Consider the following 26249-nt stretch of genomic DNA (forward strand, 5'->3'; position numbering starts at 1 on the left):
GAGTTGAAGCCATGGCTGCGAAAGTTGTCTTCATGTTTCCTGGTCAAGGATCGCAGTATATGGAAATGGGGCAGGAGCTATATCGCTGCCATCCTGTTTTTCGGAACTGCATGAATGAATTTTCTGAGGTAGCGTTGCCGCTTTTAGGTATTCATTTGGCCACTGAGCTGTTTGCTGACTCGCAAATGGCACTGGCAGAAGATTCAAAACTACTTTTGTATACGCGATACAGTAATCCGCTGTTATTTACGTTTAACTATGCGGTGGCGGCCACGATCGAGTCGATGGGTATCATTCCTGACTTGGTTTTGGGATATAGCCTCGGAGAGTTGACAGCGGCGGCCTACAGCGGTGTGGTGGATCGCTTTCAACTGCTGGTTGCTTTAATTCGCGCATCCTTCGCCTTTGAATCTTACACACCGGTTGGGGGAATGCTAGCCATTTTGGATGGCTTAAATCTCTGGCATCAACATCCTGATTGGTTTCAAGACACTGCTTTGGCCAGTATTAATTGCAACCAGAGTTTTGTGGTCAGTGGTCGATCGAGCAGTCTCGATCGGCTAGAGCAAATCTTACAGAGTCAATCGGTTTTGTTTCAGCGCTTACCGGTGATCCAAGCGTTTCATTCCCCTTGGATTGATTCAGCCCAAGAGATTATTGATCGAGAGTTCGATCGCCTACCTCAGTTCCAAACCGGTCGTTTTTGGCGTTATGGGTGTGGCGATCGCGCCGATGACCAGCAACCAACTCAGGCGGTGCGTACTTTCTGGGAAGCATTTCGCAATCCCATTAACTTTGAAAAGGCGTTGCGAGGCTTGGAATCAATGGGAACCAATCTTTATCTAGATGTGGGATCAAATGGCACTTTGTCTGGATTTGTGCGGGTAATTTTGGATGCATCTTCCTCATCAAAAGGTATGGCAGTGATGGATCGTTTTGGACAGAATGTGCAATCGCTCGAACGAGCCGTTAATTTAGCGAAAAAATGGCGTTCAGAGTAATCGCTTAATTGGGTTTTAAGTAGGCGCTGAAATTCAGAATTCTACATTCAACATCCAATTCAGCTCTTTGATTCAGTGGTTCAGTGAAATTCTCAAATTGATTGTTTAAGTTAAGCTCCTACGCTGAATTACTAAATTAGGTTTCTAGTTTTAGGTCAAGTTAATGAACAAATGGAACCTAAGAATTAGATTAGGTCACCGAAACAATTTAATGAAAATCCTGAATAAGCAAAATGCTGAATCAAAGCCAGATTAAAGCCAAATCAAAGCCAAATTAAAACAGGGGCTGTCATCATGCGATCGATTACTTGCCGATTTGAATGTGTGAACATTGCCAACTACGTTGACGTTGCACCCTATCGATCGCAACTGCTCTCGCCTGCGGAGTTGGACTATTTTGAAAAGTTGCCCGTTTTGAGGCGGCGGATGTCGTACTTGATGGGGCGCATGGCGGCCAAAGGGGCTTTGGTTCAGTTAATTGGCGATTGTGACTATCGATCGATCTCCATTGAACCGGGTAGCTTTGGGCAGCCAGTGGTGCGGTATGGAGGGCAGGAGCCATTTGAGGTGAGCATCGCCCATGATTCGGGTCAGGCAGTGGCGGTTGCTTTTGAGGCGGGCTACCCCGTGGGCATTGATGTGGAAACCTTTAATCCCACGCTTTATCAAACCTTGATTGATGCGGTTCCAGATTCCGAAAAAAGCTGGTGTGACGGAACCTTTGATTACTATTCTCAATATTCTCAATATCCTCAATATTCTCAATATCCTCAATATCCTCAGCGGCTACTGGCTCTTTGGACATTAAAAGAAGCCCTATCAAAAGTGTTGCGTTGCGGCATGACTGTGCCGATGGAGTTATTATCGATCGCGGATTTGCAATGCATTTTTCCAAATCACTATCGAGCCAGCTTTCGGCATTTTGCTCAATATCAAGCGCGTCTTTGGATTGCCGATCAAACTGTGCTTTCAGTGGTCTTCCCGCGACAAACGGAAATTAACTTTGATCCTTTTCAAAAATCATGGTTTAGCCAAAATGCTCTCCATCCAATGGTTGACTCATTCGACTTGGCGGGATGAGTTGAAAGCCTCATCCTAATTGCTCTAGTCGCTTCCATCGCCTCAGTAATGACTGCCCCACGAAAAATTAAAGCCGGTTTGAGATACCCCACCATGACTCAAGATATCGCTGTAATTGGTTTGGCTGGTCGCTTTCCTGGGGCGGCGGATATTGATGAATTTTGGGGCAATTTGGCGGCGGGCGTGAACGCGATCGGGGAAATTCCTCCCGATCGCTGGGATCACCAAGCCTACCGCGAACAAACGGGGAATAAATGGGGCGGTTTCCTAAAGGATTGGCGATCGTTTGATGCGGGATTTTTTGCCATTTCTCCCCGAGAAGCCAAGTACATGGATCCTCAGCAGCGGTTGCTATTGGAAGTGGCTTGGCATTGCGTGGAAGAAGCTGGCCTGTCCTTAGCTTCGCTCCGTCAGCAGCCAACAGGGGTCTACTTGGGCGCAATGACCATGGACTATTGGCAAGTCACGACGGATCCCCAGGTGGAAATTGATGGATTTTCGGGGTTAGGCAGCTACAGTTGCATTCTGTCGAATCGGTTGTCCCATGTGTTGGGTCTCAGCGGCCCGAGCTTGACCCTGGATACAGCCTGCTCTTCGTCTTTGGTGGCCATCCATTTGGCTCGACAGGCGTTGCTATCGGGCGAATGTGAATTAGCTTTTGCGGGTGGTGTGACCCTCAACCATCGCCCTTGGAAGCATCTGTCATTTTCCCGAGCAAGGATGCTGAGTCCAACGGGTCAATGCCGCACGTTTGATGCTCAGGCCGATGGCTATGTGCCTGGCGAGGGCTGTGGGGTGCTGTTGCTTCAGCCCCTGGAACGGGCGATCGCCCAGAATCGACGAATTTTTGGGGTGATTCGGGGCAGTGCGGTGAACCATTCGGCGGTGGGCGAGTCCATCACAGCCCCCAACGTGGGACGACAGGCCCAACTGTTGAAGGCGGCCTACGCCGATGCCCAAGTGGATCCGGCCACGGTGACCTATGTGGAGGCCCATGGCACGGGGACTTCCCTGGGCGACCCGATCGAGATGGAGGCCCTTTCCCAGGCCTTCCGCACCACGGCCCAGGCGATCGGCTATTGCCAGGTGGGTTCCGTGAAAACCAACATCGGCCACTTGGAAGCGGCGGCGGGAATTGCCGGAGTGATCAAGGTCTTGATGATGTTGCAGCATCGTCAGATTCCCGCCAGCTTGAACTTAACGACTCCCAACCCGCTCATTGACTTCACCACTTCTCCCTTTGTGCCAGCGGTGGCCCTTGGCCCCTGGGAACCGGCGGCGGTGGATTTGCCGTTGCGAGCGGGGGTAAGTTCCTTTGGCTTTGGGGGCAGCAATGCTCATTTGGTGTTGGAAGAGCCGCCCCGGTCGCCCGCTGTGGCTGCGGAAGCCGGATCGCCGTTGGCGTTGGCGACAGGGAACGCGATCGCGGGTCAAGGGGCCTCGGAGACGGGCGATCGGGCAACTGCCGTGATTCCCTTCCTGTTGTCTGCCAAATCAGCACGTAGCTTGGCCGCCTTGGTTGCCCAGTGGGGCCAGGAAGGGGCGCAACGGGTGGCCGCAGCCGACTTGGGGACGATCGCGGCGAACCTGGCCCTGGGGCGCGAAAGCTTTCCTTGGCGATTTGGTTGTTTGGCCAGCAGTTGGGCCGATGTGCAGCGGGCGTTGGCGCAATTTGAGCTGCCGTCTCAGCCCGTGGCGGCAACGGTGGAAACACCTTCGGAGGCGCGATCAACCTTGGGCCGGTTGGTGCAGGATGCCGAAGCGCTCAAGACCCTTTGGGCCTCGGTGGCGTTGCCGGAGGCAGATTGGGAATCGGTTTTGCAGGTGGCCTGCACCCTGTGGCGACGGCAAATGACCTTTACGCGCTTTGTGGAAACCTGGCGGCAACCGTTGGAGCAGGTGGGCATTGACCTTGATTCAGTGTTGCAAGCCCCATTGCAGTCCCCATTGCGATCGAACGCACCTCGCCCAGAGCATCGAATTTTGATGTTTGTGGCCATTCGCAGCAGCCTGGCTCGCTTGTGCCAAAAGTGGGACTTGACCGATCGCTATCCCACGGGTTCGGCGGCCTTGGCGGAACTGGTGCGGGCCTTCACCATGGGCGTGCTGGATCCGGGCATGGATTGGCCGGTTCTGCTGTCGGGATTGCTGCCCGATCGCCCGCGCTCGCTGGCCGAACTACCCGAGGTGCTGACTCCCGAGGATGTGGGAAATTCGGTGCAGTCGGCCTTGGCGGCCTGGCTGGCGGGCAGCCCGGTGGATTGGTCAGCCCATTTCCCGGCCACCTATCCCAAATTGTCCTTGCCGCGCTATCCCTTCGATCGCCAGTTGTATTGGCTCTTTCCCAAGGCATCCGAGGGCGATCGGCTGGCTCCGTTGCCCGCTGCCCCGGCGGCCCGCGAGGTACTGCCCCCCTCCGGGGCATCGTCGGATCGCTGGGAGCAGGTGTTTCCCGAAACCGATTTGGTGCTCCGATCGCACTTTTTAAATGGGCGCTGGATTGTGCCCGCCGCCAGCTTCATTGGCTTGGCCTGGGATGCGGTGACCCGATCGCTGGGTCGATCGCCCGGATTGCTGACAGAGATTACCTTGCACCAGGCCGTGGCCTTGGGGGTGGGGGATGCGGAGGCCGTGACCCTGGGGGCCCAGGTGGAGTTGCCGAATCGGGTTCAGGTTTGGCAGCGCGATCGACTGATTTTGAGTGCCACCTTTGCGGAGTCATCCTCAGGGCCGCCCCTCGATCCAGTGGCCGGGCGAGCATCAGGTGATCGCCCGGTTGGCCATGATCGGGTGGGCGAGATTCCGGGAACGGCCATTTATGCCGCCTTGCGATCGCGCGGCTATCAGTACGGCAGGGCCTTGCAGGTGATCCATCAGGCCCAAATCACCGACGAAGTAGCCCTCTTTCAATTGCAAGCCCCCAATCGCACCGCCTTTTTGGATGGGATTTTGCAAGCGGCCGTGTATTTACACCGGCAATGGTCTGCGGAACGGGGCGGCGATGCCCGAGATTTTGGAGATTTTGTTGTGCCGGGGCAAGTGGCGGGCTGTTGGTGGGGATCCCAGTTGCAAGCCCAGTGGGAATCGTCATCCGCTGCCGCAATTGCCCCCACAGCATCGCCCGATCGATCCGACGATCCGGCGGCTGGCGAGCCTTCATCCTGGGTCACCGTCCGGTTTGATCGCCAACAATGCCGGGTCCAGGCTACCGAAAGCCAGTTTTCAGCGATCGCGATCGGGACGGATGGCCGCCCCCTGGCCGTGATTCGGGAGTTAACCCTGGCGGCGGCTCCCTTGCTTGCGCCGGAGGTGTCCTACTTTGAAACCGACTGGACTGTTTTGCCCGCCGCCACTGCGCCCCCAACTCAGGCCACCGCCGCGCCGACGATCATTTTTGCCCAGGGGGCTGCTTGGGGTTTGGCCTTGCGCCAGCGGCTGCGATCGCAGGGGATTGAGGCTCAGTTGTGCCTAGCCGGTTCAACCTTTGAGGTTTTGGGCGATCGGGTTTGCCAGTGGGATTGGACTGACCCAGACCAAGTGCGCCAGGGCCTGACGCATCTGTTGGCTCCCGAGCAATTCCGGGCGATCGCAGGGGCCGACGCGATCGACTCGCCCTTTTCCCCAGCCCTGGTCTATTGGGTCACGGCTCCCCCGGCAGCGGGGTCAGGTCATGGGCCCCAGGGCGATCGGGATTGGGTCACCCAAGCCGAAGCCGATTTGAACCAGGGCGTGCGCGGTTGTTTTCTGTTCCTGCAACAGTGGGCGAAAGTGCGCCCCGCCGATCCGCTCCAGCTTTTGGCCGTGACCTTTGATGCCCAGGCCGTGACCCCGAGCGATCGGGTTTTGGGGTTTGCCACGGCGGGGATTGATGCCCTGGGGCGCACGGTGGCCCTGGAGTTGCCCCAAATCCGTCTGAAATCCCTGGACTTGGAGTTGGGACTAACCGTTGGAGAAGCCAGCGCCACGATCGCGGCGGAAGCGGCAACCCCTTGGGACCACGATCGCGTGGCCTATCGTGGGGGCGATCGCTATGGGGCCGAGTTGCGGGAAGTGGCCCCCGGATCTGCGCCTCCTTTGCCGGTTTCCGTCCTGGAGCCGGGATCTTGCATTTTAATCACGGGTGGGAGCGGGGCCTTGGCCGCAGAAGTGGCCGAGGCGATCGCGCTGCAAACGGCCGTTCATTTTCTGTTGGTGGGTCGATCGCCCCGCCGGGCCCAAACCGACCAACTGATCGCCCTGCTGGAATCCTTGGGATCCACGGCGGATTATCTACAAGCAGACCTTTGCCAAGAAGCCGACCTCGATCGCCTCACAGGGATTCTGAAAACCACCCACCGCACCATTCACGGCGTGATTCATACGGCCGGGCAGTTAGACGATCGGCTGTTCCATGCCCAAACCCTCGCCTCCCTCGATCGGCTGATTGCTCCCAAATTCCTTGGGGCCTTGCGCTTGGAACAACGGTTGCAGGATCAACCCGTGGCCTTTTGGTTGGGATTTTCCTCAATCACCGTGGCGGCCGGCAACCCTGGGCAGGCGAACTACGTGGTGGCGAATCGACTGCTGGAAGCCTTTTGTGCTTACCGCAATCGCCATTGGCCCGGACGCGCTGGAGCGATTCAGTGGGGTCTGTGGCGATCGCGCGGCATGGGAGCCACCGACATGCTGGCCGAGCGGTTCCAGCGATCGGGCATGGAACCCTTCAGCGCGGCGGCCGGTCGGTTTGCCTTCCTTGATCTGCTGACTAGCGATCTCCCTCAGCCCGTTCTGGTCACCGGTAAAGGCACGGACGCAACCATCTTTGAGCGCTTCTCCCGATCGCGCCCCGCCCCAAATGTGCCCCCAACCTTGCCTGCCCCTTTGACCCCGGCGGCGATCGCCCCATCCGCCCCGCCGCCCCTGCCCACCCCCTCGATCGCCACCATCGAGCAAGAATTGGCCGCTCTGGTTGCCCGCACCCTGAACACCGATCCCCAATCCGTGCCCCGTCAGGAAGGGTTTTTCAGCCTGGGTCTGGAGTCATTGATGATCGAGGAAATTGTGGCAACCCTCGAAAAGCAATATTCCGGCCTGCGACCCACCGTCCTGTTTGACTATCCAAACATCAAAGTGCTAGCCAACCACCTGGCCCAGCTAACCGCGCCTGCTGGCGCAACCACCGCGCCGGCCACGCCATCTCCGGTGGCCCCAGTTCCTAGCTCGATCGCGCCAGCCCCCACCCAGGTCACCCGATCGCCCAATCTTGCACCCTCCCCGGAGCCGCAAGCTTTGGCCCCCAAAGCTCCTGAAGTGAAGGCTCCTGAGGTAAAGACCCCTGAAGTGAAGGCTCCCAACACCGGAGCCGCCAATCCTCAGGCCTCCATCCTCCAAACCCAGCCCCTAGAGTTGCCCGATCGGCAGCGGCCCCCTGGTGGCTATGACATCGCGATTATTGGCCTGGATGGTTGCTATCCCCAGTCTCCTGACCTGGAAACCTTTTGGCAAAACCTGTATCAAGGGCGATCGTGCATCACGGAAGTGCCCGCCAACCGTTGGGATTACCAGCAGTACTTTGCGGAAACCAAACAACCCAATCGCACCTATGGCAAGTGGGGCGGTTTTATCCCGGGGGTTGAAGAATTTGACCCGCTGTTTTTTAACATTGCGCCCAAGGAAGCCAAGCAAATTGACCCCCAAGCGCGGCTGTTTCTCCAGTCGGTTTGGCACACGATGGAAAATGCGGGTTATGGCAGCCGTCAATCGCGCCAGGGGGAACGGGTTGGCCTCTTTGTTGGGGCCATGTGGCACGACTATTCCCACGTGGCGCGGGATTTGAGTTGGAGTGCCGATCAGCCCAGTGGTGCTGGGGCCTTGTTTTGGATCATTGCCAATCGGGTTTCCCATTTCCTGGATTTGACCGGGCCCAGTTTGGCGATCGATACCGCTTGTTCTTCGTCCCTGACGGCGATTCACCTGGCTTGCCAAAGCCTGCTGGCCGGTGACTGCACCATGGCGGTGGCCGGGGGCGTGAGCCTCACCTTGCACCCGTTCCGCTATCTCTACCTCAGTCAATGGGGCTTTTTATCTCGCGATGGCCGTTGCCGCAGTTTTGGGGAAGGGGGCGATGGCTATGTGCCGGGCGAGGGCGTGGGGGCTGTGTTGCTCAAGCCCTTGGCCCGGGCCCGGGCGGATGGTGACTTTATTTGGGGCGTAATTCGGGGCAGTGGCATTAACCACGGAGGCCGGGTGAATGGCTTTACGGTTCCCAGCGGGCCAGCCCAAACGGAGTCGATCGAGCGATCGCTCTCGGCGGCAGGCATCCAGTTTGGGGACTTGCAGTATGTGGAATGTCACGGTACGGGCACGGCCCTGGGCGATCCGATCGAAGTGGGCGGGCTGGCCACCGTGGCCCAACGGCAGGGATATCAGGGCGATCGAATTCCCTTGGGTTCCGTCAAGTCCAACATTGGGCATTTGGAAGCCGCGTCGGGCATCGCTGGCCTGACCAAGGTTTTGCTGGCCATGCGCCATGACACGATTCCCGGCACACTGCACTGCAACCCGCCGAATCCCAATATTGCGTTTTCGGAACTACCTTTTCAGGTTCTAGCCCAAGCGCAACCTTGGCCTAAGGGCGATCGCCCCCGGTTGGCCTGTGTGAACAACTTTGGAGCCGGTGGATCCAATGCCCATTTAATTTTGGAAGATTGGCCCACCCAGCAGCCAAAACCCAGCAGCGCCGGCCCTTGGTTAATTGTCCTGAGTGCCCGCACGGCCAATCAACTCACGCAACAGGCCAGCCAATTGCATCGCCATCTGCGAACCGAGCGGCCGAGCCTCGATGATCTGGCTTGGACGCTGCAAGGGGGGCGCGAACCCCTCGCGGAACGCTTGGCTCTGGTGACCGATCGGCTAGACACCCTGTTGGAGCAGCTTGCAGCGTTTCGCCAAGGCCAACTCCCCACTGGCGGATGGCGAGGTCAGGTGCTGGCGGGGGCCGACCCGATGCCCGCGCCCGCCCTACCCGAATCTGGGATGCCCACGGCTGCCACGCTGGCATTGCTCGCCCAGGCCTGGACTCAGGGGGCCGAAATCGACTGGAAACGGTTGCGATCGCCCGGGAGTCAACGGATTCCCCTGCCGGGCTATCCCTTTGCGAAGGATGCCTATTGGCTCACCAGCGCCGCGCCGCCGCCGTTCCCCCCGCAAGGGTCATCCCCAGTTCAGGCTCAAACTCAAGCTCCAGCTCAGGCCCAAACTGCGTCCCCAACCAGCTCGCCGCCCACACCCCCATCGGCAGCGCCTTTGCCGACCGGGCGATCGACCGTTTCCGGTGAGGGCGAGGCGATCGCGATCGTTGGTATGGGCTGCCACTTTCCCAACGCCCAAAACCCCGCCGAATTTTGGGCCAACCTGCTAGCGGGCCGTAGCAGCATTGAGGAATTGCCGCCCGATTTTTGGCATCGGCCCGCATCGCCGGAAATGTCATCGTTTTCTGACTTGCAAGGCGCGATCGATCCCAACGCCCCCAGCACACCCCCGAGTTGGGCCGGTCGAATTACCCCCCGTTCCTCTTCTCAGTTTCCGAATCTCTGGCCCGATGGTATGACCCAGTCCTTGGATCCGGGCAGCGTGGAACTGCTCAGTATTTTTGCGGAGACGCTCCAGGATGCTGGCTATGGCGTGGGAGATTGGCGGGGCGAGTCCGTTGGCTTATTTGTGAGCACGGGAGTCACCTTTGCTCCCGGTTTAGCTGCCCAATTGTTTGGTTGGCGCGGCCCCAGTTTGGTACTGAATGCTACGGATTCCGCTTCCCTCGGCGCTTTGCATCTCGCCTGTCAAAGCCTGCGCAGTGGAGAATGCCGCGCCACCCTGGTGGCCGGTTTGCACTTGCTGGAGGCGGGCCAGCTCCCTGCCAGTTGGGCGGCGGCCAAGCTCCTGTCCCCCGATGGCCAGCACCGGGCCTTTGATGCAGCGGCCAAGGGTGCAGTGCTGGGAGAAGGATGTGGGGCCCTGTTGCTCCGGCCCCTGAGCCAGGCGATCGCGCAGGGCGATCGAATCTATGCCGTCATTGAAAGTTCCGCGATCGCCCAAGATAGCTCTCCCTTTGGGCTACCCCTACCCACCGTCACCGGCCAGCAACGGGTGATTGAACAGGCCTGGGCCCGATTGGGGCTGGATCCGGCCGCCTTGGGCTACCTCGAAGCGCACGGCTTGGCTACCCCCCTGAGCGACCCTGTGGAACTGAAGGCCCTTTCCCAGGCCATTCGCCAACACACCACCGCCACGCAGTTCTGTGCGATCGGCTGCGTGAAAAGCAACATTGGCCATCTGTTCAGTGCGGCGGGCATTGCCAGCCTGATCAAAACCGCCCTGATTTTGCATCATGGCCAAATTCCACCCACCTTGCACTGTGACCACCCCCACCCGCGCCTGAACCTGGAACAATCGCCGTTCTTTTTGGCGCGTCAGGCCCAGCCCTGGCCATCCCAGCACCCCATCCGCCGAGCCGCCGTCAGTTCCTTTGGTCTGGATGGCAGCAATAGCCATGCGATCCTGCGGGATTTTTCCCCCATGGCCGCCGTGGCTTCCGAATTGCAGATTCCCCAGGAACCCCAGTCCCGATCGGCCCCAGTGGCCGCCGGCCGATCGATCGCCTCGTCCTATCCCGCCCTGCTGAGTTTTCGGGAGTTGACGTTCAGCAAGACTTGAGCGATCGGGACAGCAGCCAGCGGCCTTGGTTCGATCGTGGGGCGATGTTTAACCGCAAATCGCCAGGCGGCCAGCATTTGCCAGCAACGAACCCGCATCTCCGGCCGTGCCGATCAGACCATGCCGATCAGACTGCCCGCCAGGCCGCAGCTATTCAAGTTGCGGCTTGGACGATGGCTATTCAGACCCTCCAACCGTCTCAATTCAAACAGGATCACAAATAGCCCTCTAGTTTTTCCTCCTTTAAAAGTCCTTGACGATCGCAAAATTAGGCCCAAAGAAATCCGGTGAGCCTCCCTTGAACCTCCTTGCAATCTTGGAGTCATCCAGATTCTGAAGGTGATTGTATTGAAATTAACAAATCAAGGAACCCCAATGCCCAACGAAAATATTTGAGACTCATCCTGTGTAACTTTCAATACTTGCTATTTCATGAGAGTTGCTCTTGAAAAATTCAAGTTAAGAACCGTAAACAAAACTAAGTTTTAGAGATGCCGGAATCCTGTAAAGCGAGCAATGCTTAGGTTTTGTCCTTGACTTCCGCATGATCAGCCAAGGAGTATCATCTCCATAAACCGATCCATAAACATAATTTTATTATTGGATATTTTGTTGCCAGGATTTCCTTGGCAACCCGATCATCGGAATTAGGGGCTGATGATATACTCGACAAAGGGGGTAACCACAGGTTAACGTTTGAAGTGCCACCAAGCTTTCACCGAAATTTCGTCCGATAGGTTCCTCATCGAAAACTTCGGTTATAGAACGTCTTAATGTCTTGTGGAAAATGCCTTTTGGTTCTCAGGTGAACCAATTTGGTATTCACTACTAATGACTAATCAAGGACAATTAACCTTGATCCAGAAAAGTTTGCTGCCGAAAAACTGTATAACGCTGAACCAAATTCAAAAATTTTACCCAAAGAATCAAAATTGCTTTTGCTTATCTATCAAAAGCTAATGCCGATCAAGCCTTAATTGGTTTGTTCTTTTTCTCAAGAATTCATAGTTTTTCATCATTTTCAGGCATTTTCTGTGCTTTCAAGCTCTGCTTTCGGAAGAATGAACTTGTTTTAACCTAACTTTGACTAGCGAATTGATCCCGAATTGGCACAATTTTCGCTATTTGCACAATTGCCGATCAATTGTGACCCGATTGTTAAAACCAGTCGATGTCAGAGCTTCTATAAAGATCTTGAGCCTGGTCAATATTCCTGAAAGATTGAGATTCAAAATCCTTCATGACCAATGAATGACCTTAATCAAAGTGCTGAACAAAGTTATCAAGTTGATGTTCAGCTCCAAGACCCTGTTATTCGTGACTATTGTGTTTTTGAGCAGCCAACGCTGCCGTTTAGTTGCTTACTAGATCTGATCCTGCGGATTGCACTGAGTCGCGATGCAAAACTAAACGAGGATCAAACAGAATTAGTCATTAATCATTTGCACTATATTCGTCCAATCATTTTCAGGGGGTCTCAGAAGCATCATTTACGAGTGGTATTTCAGCCCATGGAATCGGAGGCGCGAATTACCAAAACTCGAATTACGGTGGCCAGCGCTGAGGCGGCTCAAGGTTCGGAAGACCAAGGCCACTGGCAAATTTGTTTGCATTGCCAGCTTGAAACAAAAAAGCTAGCAATGGAGGGGGCCGCTCGATCGCCTCTGCCCCAATCTTTGCTGCGTGATTTAGACAGTCATAAGCCTAGTGATGTTTGGCCACATCGGATCGCAGAATTGCAAGAATTGGGCTTGCAGTTAGGCGAGTTTTATCAAGGTCAAGGTGCTTTGTGGCGAACTGAAGAATGGCTTGTGACCCGGTGGCAACTTAGCTCACTGGCTGCGGGATATGGTCACAGTTTTCTGCTGCATCCGGCTTGGCTCACGGCGGCGCTGCTGATGCCGCTGGGCGAGGCGGCGATGGGGCGGCGGGGGATTCCGCTGGTGTCGGAGGTGGCTTCCTGTCGGGTTTGGCGGCCGGGGGTGGCGATCGACTATGCGGCAATACCGTTGCCCTGGTCGCAAGACCGCTTCGATCTGCTGTTGTTGTCGGCTGATGGTCAATTGGTGGCATCGCTGGGGGGGTGTGCTGTGTCTTGGGTGCAGAATGGGGCTGATTTCCTGGGCCGATCGGGGCCGGCGGCGGTGGGGCCTGGCCTCGATCGCCCATCTGACTCGCTGGGGGCTGGCTGGTCTCGGCCGGTCACCTTCACCTCTGCGGATCCGATGCTGCGAGATCATCGGGTGCGATCGCTCGGGGTGGTTCCGGGGGGCTATTTCTTAACGATGCTGTTGGCGGCTGGGGCGGCTGGGGCTGCCGGAGCGCCTGCCCCATCTCGATCACAGTGGCGTGATGTGCGGTTTTTGGCCCCGGCGGTGGTCGATCGCGACCCGTTAACCGTGATGTTGCAAACCGGCGGCCAAGGGGCCGAAGGGGAAATTTTCCAGATTGTGGACTCGGCGGGCCAGGTGTTTTGTCGGGCCACCCATGGCGGGCCGGCCAAGTCAGCCCCAGCCCTGTGGGAGCAAGCACCGGAGTTAACCGCCCAGACCATGGCGGCGGCAACGGTTTACGACGCGATCGCCCTGCGGCAATTTTTCTTGGGTCGAGGGTTGGACTATGGCTTCAGTTGCCAATGCCTAACCCAAGTGACGGTTTTGCAGGACTGGGCTTGGGGAGAGGTTCGGGAAACGGGGGGCGAAGACTGGGCGATCGTGGATGCGGCGTTTCAGGTGGCGGCCACGTTGCTGGCGAATGGGGCTAACCCAGTGGGTGCATTACCCCAGCCGACCGGTTCCTTGAATTCCCATGCTCCCCAACGGGAACCGAAACCAGAGCCGCCCTTGGAGCCGTTATTAGTGCCCTACGGCATCGATGCCTGCTGGCTAGATGGCTCGCTGGTGGATGTGCGGCGGATTGGGGTTCGCTGTACCCATCGCCGATCGCGCGGTGGGCAATTTGATTTGATGGGCTTGGATCGCCACGGCAATCAAGTGTTTCTAATTCAAGGGGGGCGGTTGCAAATGGCCCAATGGCAACCCGCGCAAGGGCAGCAACCGGCTGCACCCCATTCCGCCCCGCCCGATCGGGAACCCCCCTCAGAGCCGATCGACCCAGAGCCGTTGCGATGGTTCCAGCCCCAATGGCGACCTTGCCCCGTCCCGAACCTTGCCAGCGGAACGGTCTTGGAGGAAACGGGCTGGGGGTTGCTTTGCTCCGCTCAGGGGCCGGTTCCGGCGGTGATTCGCGAGGCGGTGAGCCTGGCCCACCGGGGACAGGTACTGGAGCAATGGCCCGATCGCTCCGATTCCGCCCCGACCATCACCACGGTTTGGTATTGGCCCGCGATCGGGGAGGAAGGGCCAATCTTGCTATGGCGGTTCCTGAAAACGCTTCAGGAGCGATTCCCCTCCCCAACGCCCTTAGCGCTACGGGTGATTACAACAGGGGCGGCGGCGGTGGAACCCACCGAAACCCCGCAACCGGATGCGGCGGCGATCGTCGGCTTGCTGCACAGTTTGGCGGCGGAGTCTCCCCATTGGCAGGTGGGTCGTGTGGATGTGGATGAGACGTGGCTGGCTAACGGCCAAGCGTCCTCCCTGCTGGCAGCTTTGGCGATTAATCTGTCGGCGGCTTCCCAGCGTTGTGAGCTGGCGCTGCGATCGAGCGGTCTCTATCGACGCGACCTGGTTGCTATCCCAGCCCCTCCCACGTCTGCAACCCCATCGCCCTTGCCCCTCAGACCCGGCGGGGTTTACGTGATTGCGGGTGGCGCAGGGGGGATTGGAGCGGCCCTGGCCCAGCGATGGGCCGCCAAGATCCCGGGACTGCGGCTGGTGTTGTTGGGGCGGCGGCCGCTGGATGCAGCGATTCAAGAACTCCTGCAAGCCCTGACCACCGCCGGAGCCACGGCCACCTATGAGGCGGTGGATATTACGGATGCGGCCGCGATCGAGTTCCTGTTTGCCACCTTGCGATCGCGCTATGGCGCAATCCATGGCGTGATTCATTCCGCCCTGGTGTTGCGGGATGGCCTGTTGGCACAAATGAGCGAGACCGACTTTCAGGTGGCTTTTGGGGTCAAATCCGCGGGCATCCGGGCCTTGGCCCAGGCCACGGTTCTCGATCGGCTGGACTTTTTCGCCTGTTTTTCGTCCTTGAATTCCTTCCTTGGCAATGCGGGCCAGGGGAATTACGTGGCCGGCTGTGCCTACCAAGATGCCTACATGACCCAGATGCAGCGGCAACGCCCGGCGGTTCACTGGGTGGTCTGTAACTGGGGCTATTGGGGCGAAAGCGGCCGGGTCACTGCGCCCATGTATCGCAAGCGGCTTCAGCGGCTAGGGATTGGGGCCATTGGCACGGAAGAAGGACTGGCCGCCTTTGAACAACTTCTGGCCAGCGATGCGACCCAAGTGGCCATCTTTCGAGGCACTGATGCCCTTTGCGATCGGCTCGGTTGTGTTGCCCGATCGCCTGAGGCCAGCGAGTCAGACCCGATCGTCACCATGGGAGCACCCCCAGCTCCCGATCGCCCGGAGATTGCTAGCGCCTTGAGTTCCTCGATCGCACCATCCACCGCCAATCCTGTCACCCAACCCACGGTCAACATCAGTGCTTTGGAAGTCCAAATTCGCGGCTTGGTGGCGGATTGTTTGGAAGTTGCCCCTGAGGAAATTGAGGCGGAGGGGCGGTTTGCGGACTATGGCTTGGACTCGATCAGCGCTGTGGATCTGATTCGATCGGTCAATCAAGCCTTTGGGTTAGAGCTGCGCACCACCGTGCTGTTTGACTATCCCACGGCCCGCAGCTTGGCCCAGCACTTGCAAACCCTGCCCAACTTGCAGGCTCCGTTGGAGTCGGTTCCCGCCGCCGTTGCGCCACCAAACTTGGCAACCCCCAATCTCCTCGCTGCCCCCGTTGCTTCGGTTTCCCCTGCGGCCCCTGCTCCCCCCAGCTTGGATGGGTTGGAAACTCAGGTGCGGGGCTTGGTGGCGGATTGTTTGGAAATTGCCCCCGAGGAAATTGAAGCGGAGGGGCGATTTGCAGACTATGGACTGGACTCGATCAGTGCTGTGGATCTGATTCGATCGGTCAATCAAGCCTTTGGGTTAGAGTTGCGCACCACCGTGCTGTTTGACTATCCCACGGTGCGCAGCTTGGCCCAGCACTTGCAAACGTTGCTGCCGGCGTTGCTGCCAATGGCTGTTGCGCCAACGGCTGATCCGGTTGCCAGTCAGCCTAATTTCACTCAGCCTAATTTCACTCAGCCCAATCCAGAAACTCGCCCGGCCGCTGGTTCCCCGATCGCCCCACCCATCCCCGACAACAGCCCGCCGGTCAGCGTCCCCAGCCCGACTCCCGATCGGCCCCGAGCCGCCCGATCGACCGCAGCAGCCATTCCCGAAGTTGACTTCTCATCCCTGACCTTCCCCAGAGCCGTTTGGTTAACGCAACCCGGCTCCGTGGCCCAAGTGCAGTGGCGATCGCAGCCCATCACTCCTCCGGCGGCGGATCAGGTGCAAATTGCCGTGCGCGCCGCCGCCCTCAACTTTGGCGACCTGCTTTGCATCAAAGGTCTCTATCCCACCATGCCGTCCTATCCCATGACTCCGGGGTTTGAGGTGTCGGGGGAAATCATTGCCCTGGGGGCCAATGTCCAAAACTTCCAAGTGGGCGACCAGGTGATGGCGCTGCTGGGGGAATCCTTGGGCGGTCTGGCGGAAATTGTGAACGCCGATGCGGTGCTGGCGGTGCGCAAACCCGCCACCGTCAGCCACGAAACCGCCGCGGCCTTCCCCGTCACTTGGCTGACGGCCCACCAAGCCATTGAGCGGGCCCGGCTGCAACCGGGAGAGCGCATTTTGATCCAAACGGCGGCGGGGGCCACGGGTCTTCATGCGGTGCGTATGGCCTTGGCGATCGGGGCGGAAGTGTTTGCCACCGCTGGCAGTGCCCATAAGCTGGACTATTTGCGCCAAATCGGGGTGCATCACGTCATTGCCTATCGAGACCTGGACTTTCAGACGGAAGTGATGCGCCTGAGCGAGGGGCGCGGGGTGGATGTGGTGATTAACACCCTGGCGGGGGATGCAATTCCCAAGGGCTTGCGGTGTTTGGCCCCCGGTGGGCGCTATGTGGAACTGGCCATGACGGCCTGGAAAACGTCGGCCGCCCTGGATCTGTCCACGTTGGTGGATAACCAATCGGTTTTGAGCTTGGATTTGCGGCGGTGGTTCCTGCGCCGATCGCCCGAAGTGCCCCTGGCGCTGGAGGCAATGGCCCAGGCCTTGGCCCAAGGGGCCGGCGAAGGCATGGTCGATCGCACCTTTTCGCTAGCGGAGGTGCGATCGGCCCTCGCTTACCTGGAAAGTCGGCAAAGCATCGGCAAAGTGGTGATTACGATGCCAACGCCCCCTGCCCCCAGCGCTCGCAACCTGCGCCGAGGTTCCGACAGTGCCGCCCTGGAAGGGGTGATGGAGGGGGCCGATCTCGCCATGCCCGAGCCGATCGCGATCGTGGGCATGAGTGGCCGTTTTCCCGATGCGCCGACCCTCAACGACTTTTGGCAAAACCTGCAACGGGGGGTTGGATCCTGTGGCCCGGTTCCCCCCGATCGCTGGGATCCCGAAGCCTTGGCCACCCAAACGGGCGATCCGGACTACCACCACTATTGCCGGGTCGGAGCTTTCTTAGATCGGGTTCACGATTGGGATCCGCTCTTTTTCCGAATCACCGGGGCAGAAGCGCAACTCATGAGTCCTGAGCAGCGGCTGTTCTTGACCGAAGCTTGGCAAGCCTTGGAGGATGCGGGCATTCCCGATCGACAGCTCAACGGCAGCGATTGCGGTATCTTTGTGGCCGCCGGAACCGGGGACTATGACCGCTGGTTGGAACAGGGGGGCGTGAACCCCGATGGCCATGTGTTGATTGGCAACAATGTGGCCATTTTGGGCGCTCGACTCGCCTACTTCCTGAACTTACAGGGGCCCTGCTTAACGGTGAATACGGCCTGCTCCTCGTCCTTGGTGGCGATCGACCTAGCCTGTCAGTCCCTGCGATCGGGCCGCTGTCAAACCGCGATCGCCGGGGGAACCTTCCTCATGCATACCCCCCAAATCCATCTGCTGTGCGGCAAGGCGGGAATGGTGTCGCCCTCGGGGCAGTTGCGGGCCTTTGCGGCCGGAGCCGATGGCTTTGTGCCCGGTGAAGGAATTGCCGTGGTGGTGCTGAAACGGTTGCGAGATGCCTTGGCCGAGGGCGATCGAATTCATGGGGTGATTCGGAGCATTAGTGTCAACCAAGATGGCTTAAGCAATGGCATCACCGCCCCCAACAGCCAAAGCCAAAGCGCTCTGCTCCGTCGGGTCTATGCGGAAGCCGACATTGACCCGGCCACCATTACCTATGTGGAAGCCCATGGCACGGGCACAGCGCTGGGGGATTCCATTGAGTTTGAAGCGATCACGCGCGCCTTTCGAGACAAGACGGCAGCCAACGAGTTTTGCGCCCTTGGCTTCGGCAAAACCAACATCGGTCACACCATCTATACCGCTGGTCTCGCGAGCTTGCTGAAAGTGCTGTTGGCCTTTAAACACCAACAAATTCCCCCATCCGCGAACTTCGAGACCCCCAACCCGGACATTCGCTGGGCGGACAGTCCGTTCTATGTGAACCGGGAACTGCTCCCCTGGCAACCGCCGGCCGGAATGCCGCGCCGAGCCGCAGTGAGTTCCTTTGGCTTCAGTGGCACGAATTGCCATCTGGTGTTGGATGAGCCACCGGCCGTGGCTCCGGCCCGCCTCAATCCGGCTGGTCACGCCCCGATCGCGGAGTTGTTTGTGGTTTCGGCCAAGTCAGAAGCCGCCCTGCAACGGCGGTGTCAGGATTTGGCAGATTTCCTGACGGCTAATCCGCAATTGTCGCTGCGGCGGTTGGCGGCCAACTTGGCCACCCGTCGCAGCCACTTCCGTTACCGTGTGGCTTGGGTGGCCGATCAACCGGCCACGCTCCAGGCTTATCTTCTGGCCCAGGCAGCGGCCCCTTGCCCGGGAGTGGAACCGTCGGCCGCCCCGATCGCGGCGGCGGGTTTGTTGGCGGGAGCCGCGATCGCCACGGGAGCCGGCCGCTGGCAAGTGTTGGAGTCCTTGGGCGAACTTTATCGAGCGGGCCATGACCTGGATTGGGAACGGCTCTATTCCAAGGCAGTGGCCTATCCCCTGGATTTGCCGGCCTATCCCTGGTTGCCGGTGCGCTGTTCGCCGCAATTTGCCCAGACCAGTTCCTTGCCGGTGGTCTCCGGGGCTGAGGATGGAGCAAGCGATCGATCGCCCGATCGCCCCGTTGATCCACCAGTCGATCCGCCAGTTGATCCAGCCGCCCATCAGTCAGTCGATCCGCCAATTGATTCGCCAGCCGCCCATCAGTCACCCGATCTCCCATCCCCAGAACAAGACACCGCCTACATTGCAGCCCTGGCCCAAGTGCGGCAACTGCTCGCCACAACCTTGGCCATTCCCCCCGATCTCCTCACCCGCTTTGAGCCTTGGAATCGCTTTGGCCTGGACTCGCTGCTGATCAAAAAACTGAATACCCGGTTGAGTCAAACCTTTGGCCCAGTGCCCCCGAGTCTGTTCTTTGAGCGGCGAAATCTGCATGAACTCACCCTATTTTTGCAACAGACCTATCCTGAACACTTTGCCAAATCCTTGGCCGGGCCTGAGTTACCCGATTTAACCGGATCATCAGAGCTGCCCAAGAATCAGGAACCCCCGAACCCGCCCCAGGCGACCCAAGACATAGGAATGCAGACCAATGGGGCCCATGAGGTTAACGGGATTCAAGCCAACGGCATCCATGAAACTAATGGGATTCATGCCAATGGGACTCACGCCAATGGAACCCATGCCCAGCCGATCGCACCCACCGGAACAAACCCCCAGGCGGAACCCCGATCGCTAGAGATTGCCGTGATTGGCATGGCGGGGCGCTATCCCGGTGCGCCAACGCTCCAGGATTTTTGGCAACAGTTGGCGGCGGGCCAGGAAGCGCTCCAAGAAGTGCCGCCCGATCGCTGGAACCATGACCTAATCTACGACCCGGATCCCCACAACCCCACCACCAGCTACACCCGTTGGGGCAGTTTTTTGGATCAGGTCGATCGCTTCGATGCCCTGTTCTTCGGCATTTCCCCCAAGGAAGCCGAGGCCATGGATCCCCAAGAGCGGCTGTTCCTGGAAGTCTGTTGGCACGCTTTGGAGGATGCGGCCTACGCGCCCTCTCGGTTAATGGACCGCCAAGGCCAAGGGCCCAAGGGCGGGGTCTTTGCGGGGGTGATTTGGGGCAGCTATCAACTGCTGGCCGCAGAAGCTTGGGCCCAAGGGCGGGTAGTTTCCGTTGGACCTTCCCATTGGGGCGTGGCCAATCGTGTTTCCCATGTGCTGAATTGGCACGGCCCGAGCCTGACCGTGGACACGGCTTGCTCGTCGTCCTTGGTGGCGGTGCATTTGGCCTGTGAAGCCATCCGGCGCGGAGAATGCGACTTGGCCTTGGCGGGGGGCGTGAATCTTTATTTGCACCCTTCCAAGTTTGTGACCATGAGCCAGCTACAGTTTGCCTCCCGGGATGGCCGTTGCCGCAGCTTTGGAGCCGGAGGGGATGGCTATGGGGCCGGCGAAGGAGTCGGGGCGGTGGTTTTGAAGCCGTTGGCCCAGGCGCGAGCGGATGGCGATCGAATCTACGGCATTATTCAGGGTTCCAGCGTCACCCACGGGGGGCGCACCCATGGCTACACCGTGCCCAACCCGCTGGCCCAGTCAGCGGCGATCGCCCAAGCGCTGGATCAATCGGGGTTTGCTCCCGAAACCGTCAGTTACATCGAGGCCCATGGCACGGGCACGGAATTGGGTGATCCGGTGGAAATGGCGGCCCTCAGCCGTGTGTTGGGGGGCAACCGACCCACCCCCTGCGCGATCGGCTCCGTGAAATCCAACATCGGCCATTCGGAATCCGCTGCGGGCGTTGCGGGCCTGATCAAAGTGCTGTTGCAGATGCAGCATGGGCAGTTGGTTCCGTCCCTCCATGCGGATCCTCCCAATCCCGCGATCGCCTTTGCGGAAATGGGTTTTCGGGTGCAGCGACAACTTGCGCCCTGGGTTCCCGTGGCCGGCTTGCGGCGGGCGGGCGTGAGTTCCTTTGGCGCAGGTGGCGTGAATGCCCATCTGCTTTTGGAATCGGTGACGGATGCCCAAGGCCAGCCCTCGGGCCCAGCCCCGACGGATCAGACTGCCCAAGTGCTGATTCCCCTGTCGGCGGCTAATCCCGATCGATTGCGAGTTTTGGTGGCGGATTTGGAAGCGGACTTGGCGGCCCATCCCGATCGACCCTTGGGGGCGATCGCGGCCACCCTGCAACGGGGTCGTGAACCCTTGGGAACGCGCTTGGCCGTTGTCACCCAGTCCGTGGAACAGTTGCGGCAATCCCTGCGATCGTGGTTAGCCGGTCAACCCGATCGATGGACATTTAGCGGACAACTGCCCAGTCAGCGGATTCAGGCCCCTCCCGCTTTGATGCACGATCGCTGTTCCGTGACGCAAACGCTACTGGAACAAGGGGATTGGCTGGCCGTTGCGCCCCGGTGGGTGGCCGGAAACGAGGTGTCCTGGCCGGCCGTGGGTGAAATCATTTCCCTGCCTGGTTACCCATTCGCGCCGGAGCGGCACTGGTTGTCCGCCGGGGAGCCAATGCGCCACCCCCAACACCCGGAATTGCCCGTTGTGGAAGGGGTTGTCCTGGCCCAACGGGTTTGGCGGAATGATGTTGATGCCTTAGGGGGCGCTGGCCGAGGGGCGATCGTCCCTTCCGAGCCGATTACCTTGGTGCTGAGTTGCCCCGAGGGACAGGCGGCGGCTTGGGCCGAAACCTTACGGCATCGCTATCCCGCCGCCACCGTCATCCAAAATCCAGCGCCCAGCCAGCCCTTGCCCCCGGGCCCCCTCCAGGGCTGGTATGTGGGGAGTGGCGATGAAATCGAGAGCCTGTTGGGCCTCCTGCGGTTTAGCCAGACCTTCAGCCAAAGACTTGTAGACGATTGCCCCTTGACCCTGGTGGCGATCGCCCCTAACCCCACCGCCGCCATGCAGGCCGCCTTCTTGCGCACCCTGGTGGCGGAATATCCCCACTGGGCCGCGGTCTCCCTGGCGATCGGGGAACTGCCCACCGAACTGACCTTGGCTTGGCCCCCGGAAGTTCCCCTACCCCATCCCGGCCAGGCCCGAGAACTGGCTTTGCACAACGGTCACTGGCAAGAATGCCGGCTGGTGGAAATTGCCCTTGATCCTTCGGCCCCATCGGACGGCCGATCGCCCGGGCCCGGTTGGCGCAAAGGGGGTGTTTATCTGATCACCGGGGGCTTTGGTGGCCTGGGTCAGCTCCTGGCGCGGTATTTGGCCCGGGAGTTTCAAGCCCGCTTGATCCTGCTGGGTCGTCATCGGCTCGATCGGGAACGGGTGCGCTTCATCCAAGAGATCCAATCCTTGGGGGGCGAGGCCATTTACCTGAGTGCTGACCTCACCTGCTCTGAGTCCCTGGATGAGGCCCTGCGCCGGGCCCGCCAACGCTTTGGCCCCCTCCAAGGGGTGATTCATGGAGCCGGAGTCTTGGCCGATCAGGCCGTTGCCCTGAAGGATGAGGCCTCGTTCCGGCAGGTGTTGGCTCCGAAGGTGACGGGAACGCGCCGGTTGGCGGCGGCCACGGCCACGGATCCCCTGGACTTTTTCTTGCTGTTCTCATCGTTGGTCAGCGTCTTGGGCAACCCCGGACAGGGAGACTACGCGGCGGCGAATGCATTTTTGAATGAGTTTGCGGCCCAGGATCCTCGGCGCTGGGTGATTGGGTTGCCCCTGTGGCAGGACGGCGGAATGCAGATTCCTACCGAGCACTTGGACTACCTGCGGCAAACCATAGGGCTGGCTCCGATGCCGACGGAGGCGGGGTTGGCGCTGTTAACGGCCTGGCTGGCTACAGGCCCAGCGGCGCTGGTGGCAGCCTGGGGCGATCGGGCGTTGTTGCGCCGGTTTTTGGGCCTGGAATCGCAACCGGAATCGCCATCAGCACTGCAATCCACTGCTCGATCGGGTCTGGCATCTAACCCTCAGCCAGCCCAAACTCCAAACCATGCCCCAAATCATGACTGGGGATCCCACCCGGCGGCGGCTCAGGAGTCATTGCAAACGGAGCTACGAACCCTGTTTGGTCGGGAGCTGAAAATTGCCCCCGAACGGCTGGATCCGGAAGCGGGGTTGGATATCTACGGGCTGGATTCCGTGGCGGTGCGGCGATTAACGGCGCAGCTTGAAACGCGGTTTGGCCCCTTGCCCAAGACCCTACTCTTCCATCACAGAACTCTCCGATCGCTGGCGGAACACCTCCAAGCGCGATCGCCCCAACCCGCGATCGCCCCGGTGGCTGCCAGTGCCAACCCCGACCCGCTGCCCTTGGCGGCCGCGCCCGTCGCTCGGGAAGCCACCCCGGAGCCGATCGCCATCATTGGTTGCCATGGCCATTTTCCCGGCGCAGAAACCCTCGACGATCTTTGGACGTTGTTGGTCCAAGGGGGCGAGTCCATCACGGATGTGCCGCCCGATCGCTGGGATCATTCCCTGTTTTATGACCCCCAACCGGGGCAACTGGGCAAAACCTACGCCCGCTGGGGGGGCTTTTTGGATCAGGTGGATCAGTTTGACCCGCTCTTTTTTGGCATCACCCCGAAGGATGCTGAGTTGATGGATCCCCAGGAGCGACTGTTCCTCGAATCCGCCTGGTTAGCTCTGGAAAATGCGGGTTATCGCCCGGATGCCCTCGATTCGGACGATCCCGATCGCCCCCATGCCACCGGAGTTTTTGCGGGAGTGACCTGGGGCAGCTATCACCTGCTGGCCTTGGATGCTTGGCGGGCGGGGTTGCCCAGTTTCCCCAACTCGTCCTTTTGGTCGGTGGCGAATCGGGTGTCCTATATCCTGAACCTGCAAGGGCCCAGTATGCCTGTGGATACCGCCTGCTCTGCGTCCCTCAGTGCGATTCATTTGGCCTGCGAAAGCTTGCGCCGGGGGGAATGTCAACTGGCGATCGCTGGAGGCGTGAATCTCTATCTGCATCCCGTGAAATATGTGCAAATGGCCCATCTGCGGTTTGCCTCAACCGATGGGAAATGCCGCAGTTTTGGGGCCGGTGGCGATGGCTATGTGCCCGGCGAAGGGGTGGGCACGGTGATTCTGAAGCCCTTGGCGGCGGCCCTGCGCGATCGAGATCCGATCCAAGCCGTGATCCGGGGCAGTGCCATGAATCACGGGGGCAAAACCAATGGCTACACCGTGCCCAATCCCCAAGCCCAAGCCCAAGTGGTGCGCCTGGCGTTGGAACGGGCCCAGCTCGATGCCCATCACCTGTCCTACCTGGAAGCCCATGGCACCGGAACCGCCCTCGGCGACCCGATTGAAATGGATGGCCTGCAACTGACCTTTGCGCGGGATGCCCAAGTGCAGCCCGGCCATTGCGCGATCGGGTCGATCAAATCCAACATTGGTCACCTGGAATCGGCGGCGGGCATTGCGGGGCTGTGCAAAATCCTGCTGCAACTGAAGCATCGCCAATTGGTGCCCAGTTTGCATTCCGATCGGCCCAATCCGGCGATCGACTTTGCGCACAGTCCTTTCCGGTTGCAACGAACCCGATCGCCTTGGGCAGGGCCCAGCCCGCTCCGGGCGGGCCTCAGCAGCTTTGGGGCAGGTGGGAGCAATGCCCATCTGATTGTGGAGGAAGCCCCCGCCACTGTTCGATCGGGATCAGAGTCACCGCGATCGGCACCAGCGGAACTGATCATTTTGTCGGCCCGCACGCCGCAACTGTTGCGGATCACGGCCCAGAACCTCGCAAACTTCCTCCAAAACCATCCCACGGTCAACCTGGCCGATGTGGCCTTCACTTTGCAAGTGGGCCGGCGACCCGCGGCCCAGCGGTTGGCAATTGTGGTTGATTCGATCGCCCAATTGCAGCGGGCTTTAACTGCCTATGGCCAAGGTCAAACCCAGGACGATGGCACAACCAACCGGTGGCTGGGGGAAGTGCAGCCCGGTCAACCCGTTCCGCCCCCGTTAACCGCCGTTGATCTCGCTGATCAATCCGCCCTATCCGCCCTTGCCCAGCATTGGATCCAAGGCGGCTCCGTGGATTGGACTGCCCTGCCGCGGCCCGTTCCGCCCGTGCGCCTGGCCCTGCCTGGATCGCCGTTCGATCGACGACGCTGCTGGATTCCTCTCCCCGAGACGGTTTCGCCGCCATTAGCTCCCGAGGAATTGGCCCCCGAGTCGCCCCCGGTGTTACCGGACATGACGAATGGGGAACAGGCCCCCGCGCCCGATCGCCCCTGGAGCGTGAGCCAAACCATTGACTCCCACAACCCGATCGCCCAAGAACACCGGGTGAGCGGCCGCCCCACCTTGCCGGGATCTGCCCTGTTGGATCTGGTGGCCGAGACCATTCGCCAAGGGGACGGGGCCGCCGCTTGGGGAACCGTCGGCGGGTTTGCCGAGGTGACCTGGATGCGCCGGGCCGAAGTGCCAGACCAGGGCCTGACGCTGCGAGTTGCCTTGACCGCCAGCGCCGATCGGATTCGCTTCACCGTGGAGAATGCCCAAGGAATCGCCTATGCCTCGGGTCAGGCCCTCCGGGCGATCGAGCGGCCCCCTGCCCTCCCCGCCGAGTTTGCTGATTTGTTGGAAGCCAAGGGGCAACCGCTATCGATTCAGGAGTTCTACGAAATCTTTGACCAAACGGGCGTGGCCTATGGGGCCAACTTCCGGGGCGTTCAGCAGGTTGAATGGCTCCCGGGCGGCACGCGGGCCCAACTGGCCATTCCGCCTCTCACTGCGCCGGTTTTCAGCCCCATGGGCCAACGGCTGGACATGGTTTGGCAAACGGTACAGGCGGAATTGCAACGCCAGAGCGATCACCATCAGCTCTGGCTGCCGTTCATGGTCGAGTCGGTGCAGTGGTTTGGCCCTTGGCCTGCGGCCGGAACGGTGCTGGTGCGATCGAGTCCCCTCGGTTCAGCTTCGGCCACGGCGGCCGATGAACAGGCCCTGCGGCGGTTCCACTTGGCCCTGCTGGATCCCCAAGGGCAGTTAGTGGCGATCATCCGCAACTTCTGTGTCAAGGCCGTGAAGGCCAGCAGTGCCGTTCCGCCGGTGCAAGCGGTGGTTCCGTCGGCCCTGCCACCCCCCAGCCTGGAGCGGGAATTGCTCACGGTGCTCGCGGAACTGGCCCAAGGAGAGCAATCCCTAGAAGAAACCGATCGCCAACTGGCAACCCTTTTGAGTCGTGCAGTCAAGGTAGAGCCGTAACCATGAACCGGGTTGAGATTTTAAAACAAGTCCAAATGGGACAACTGTCCCCCCAGGAGGCAGCCCGTCGCTTGGCTGT

4 protein-coding genes are annotated in these 26249 nt (G+C 59.7%); all 4 read left to right on the forward strand.

The genetic code is table 11. The annotated features are described in order from the left end of the window. The first annotated feature begins 11 nt into the window (after positions 1-11). The 4 genes from ACZA91_RS10770 to ACZA91_RS10785 all read left to right on the forward strand — a co-directional run bounded on the left by ACZA91_RS10770 (position 12) and on the right by ACZA91_RS10785 (position 26170). Positions 12-1001 carry an acyltransferase domain-containing protein gene (locus tag ACZA91_RS10770; protein ID WP_463182321.1) on the forward strand — a complete coding sequence of 330 codons (990 nt, stop codon included), beginning with the start codon at positions 12-14 and terminating at the stop codon, positions 999-1001. Between the two features lie 294 nt (positions 1002-1295). Continuing rightward, positions 1296-2081 carry a 4'-phosphopantetheinyl transferase family protein gene (locus ACZA91_RS10775; protein WP_463182322.1) on the forward strand — a complete coding sequence of 262 codons (786 nt, stop codon included), beginning with the start codon at positions 1296-1298 and terminating at the stop codon, positions 2079-2081. Between the two features lie 93 nt (positions 2082-2174). Next, entirely contained in the window at positions 2175-10772 is an 8598-nt protein-coding gene (locus ACZA91_RS10780) for an SDR family NAD(P)-dependent oxidoreductase (protein ID WP_463182323.1), read from the forward strand. 1511 nt (positions 10773-12283) lie between these two features. Continuing rightward, entirely contained in the window at positions 12284-26170 is a 13887-nt protein-coding gene (locus ACZA91_RS10785) for an SDR family NAD(P)-dependent oxidoreductase (protein WP_463182324.1), read from the forward strand. Positions 26171-26249 lie beyond the last annotated feature (79 nt).

Source organism: Limnothrix sp. CMB-01 (assembly GCF_055193175.1).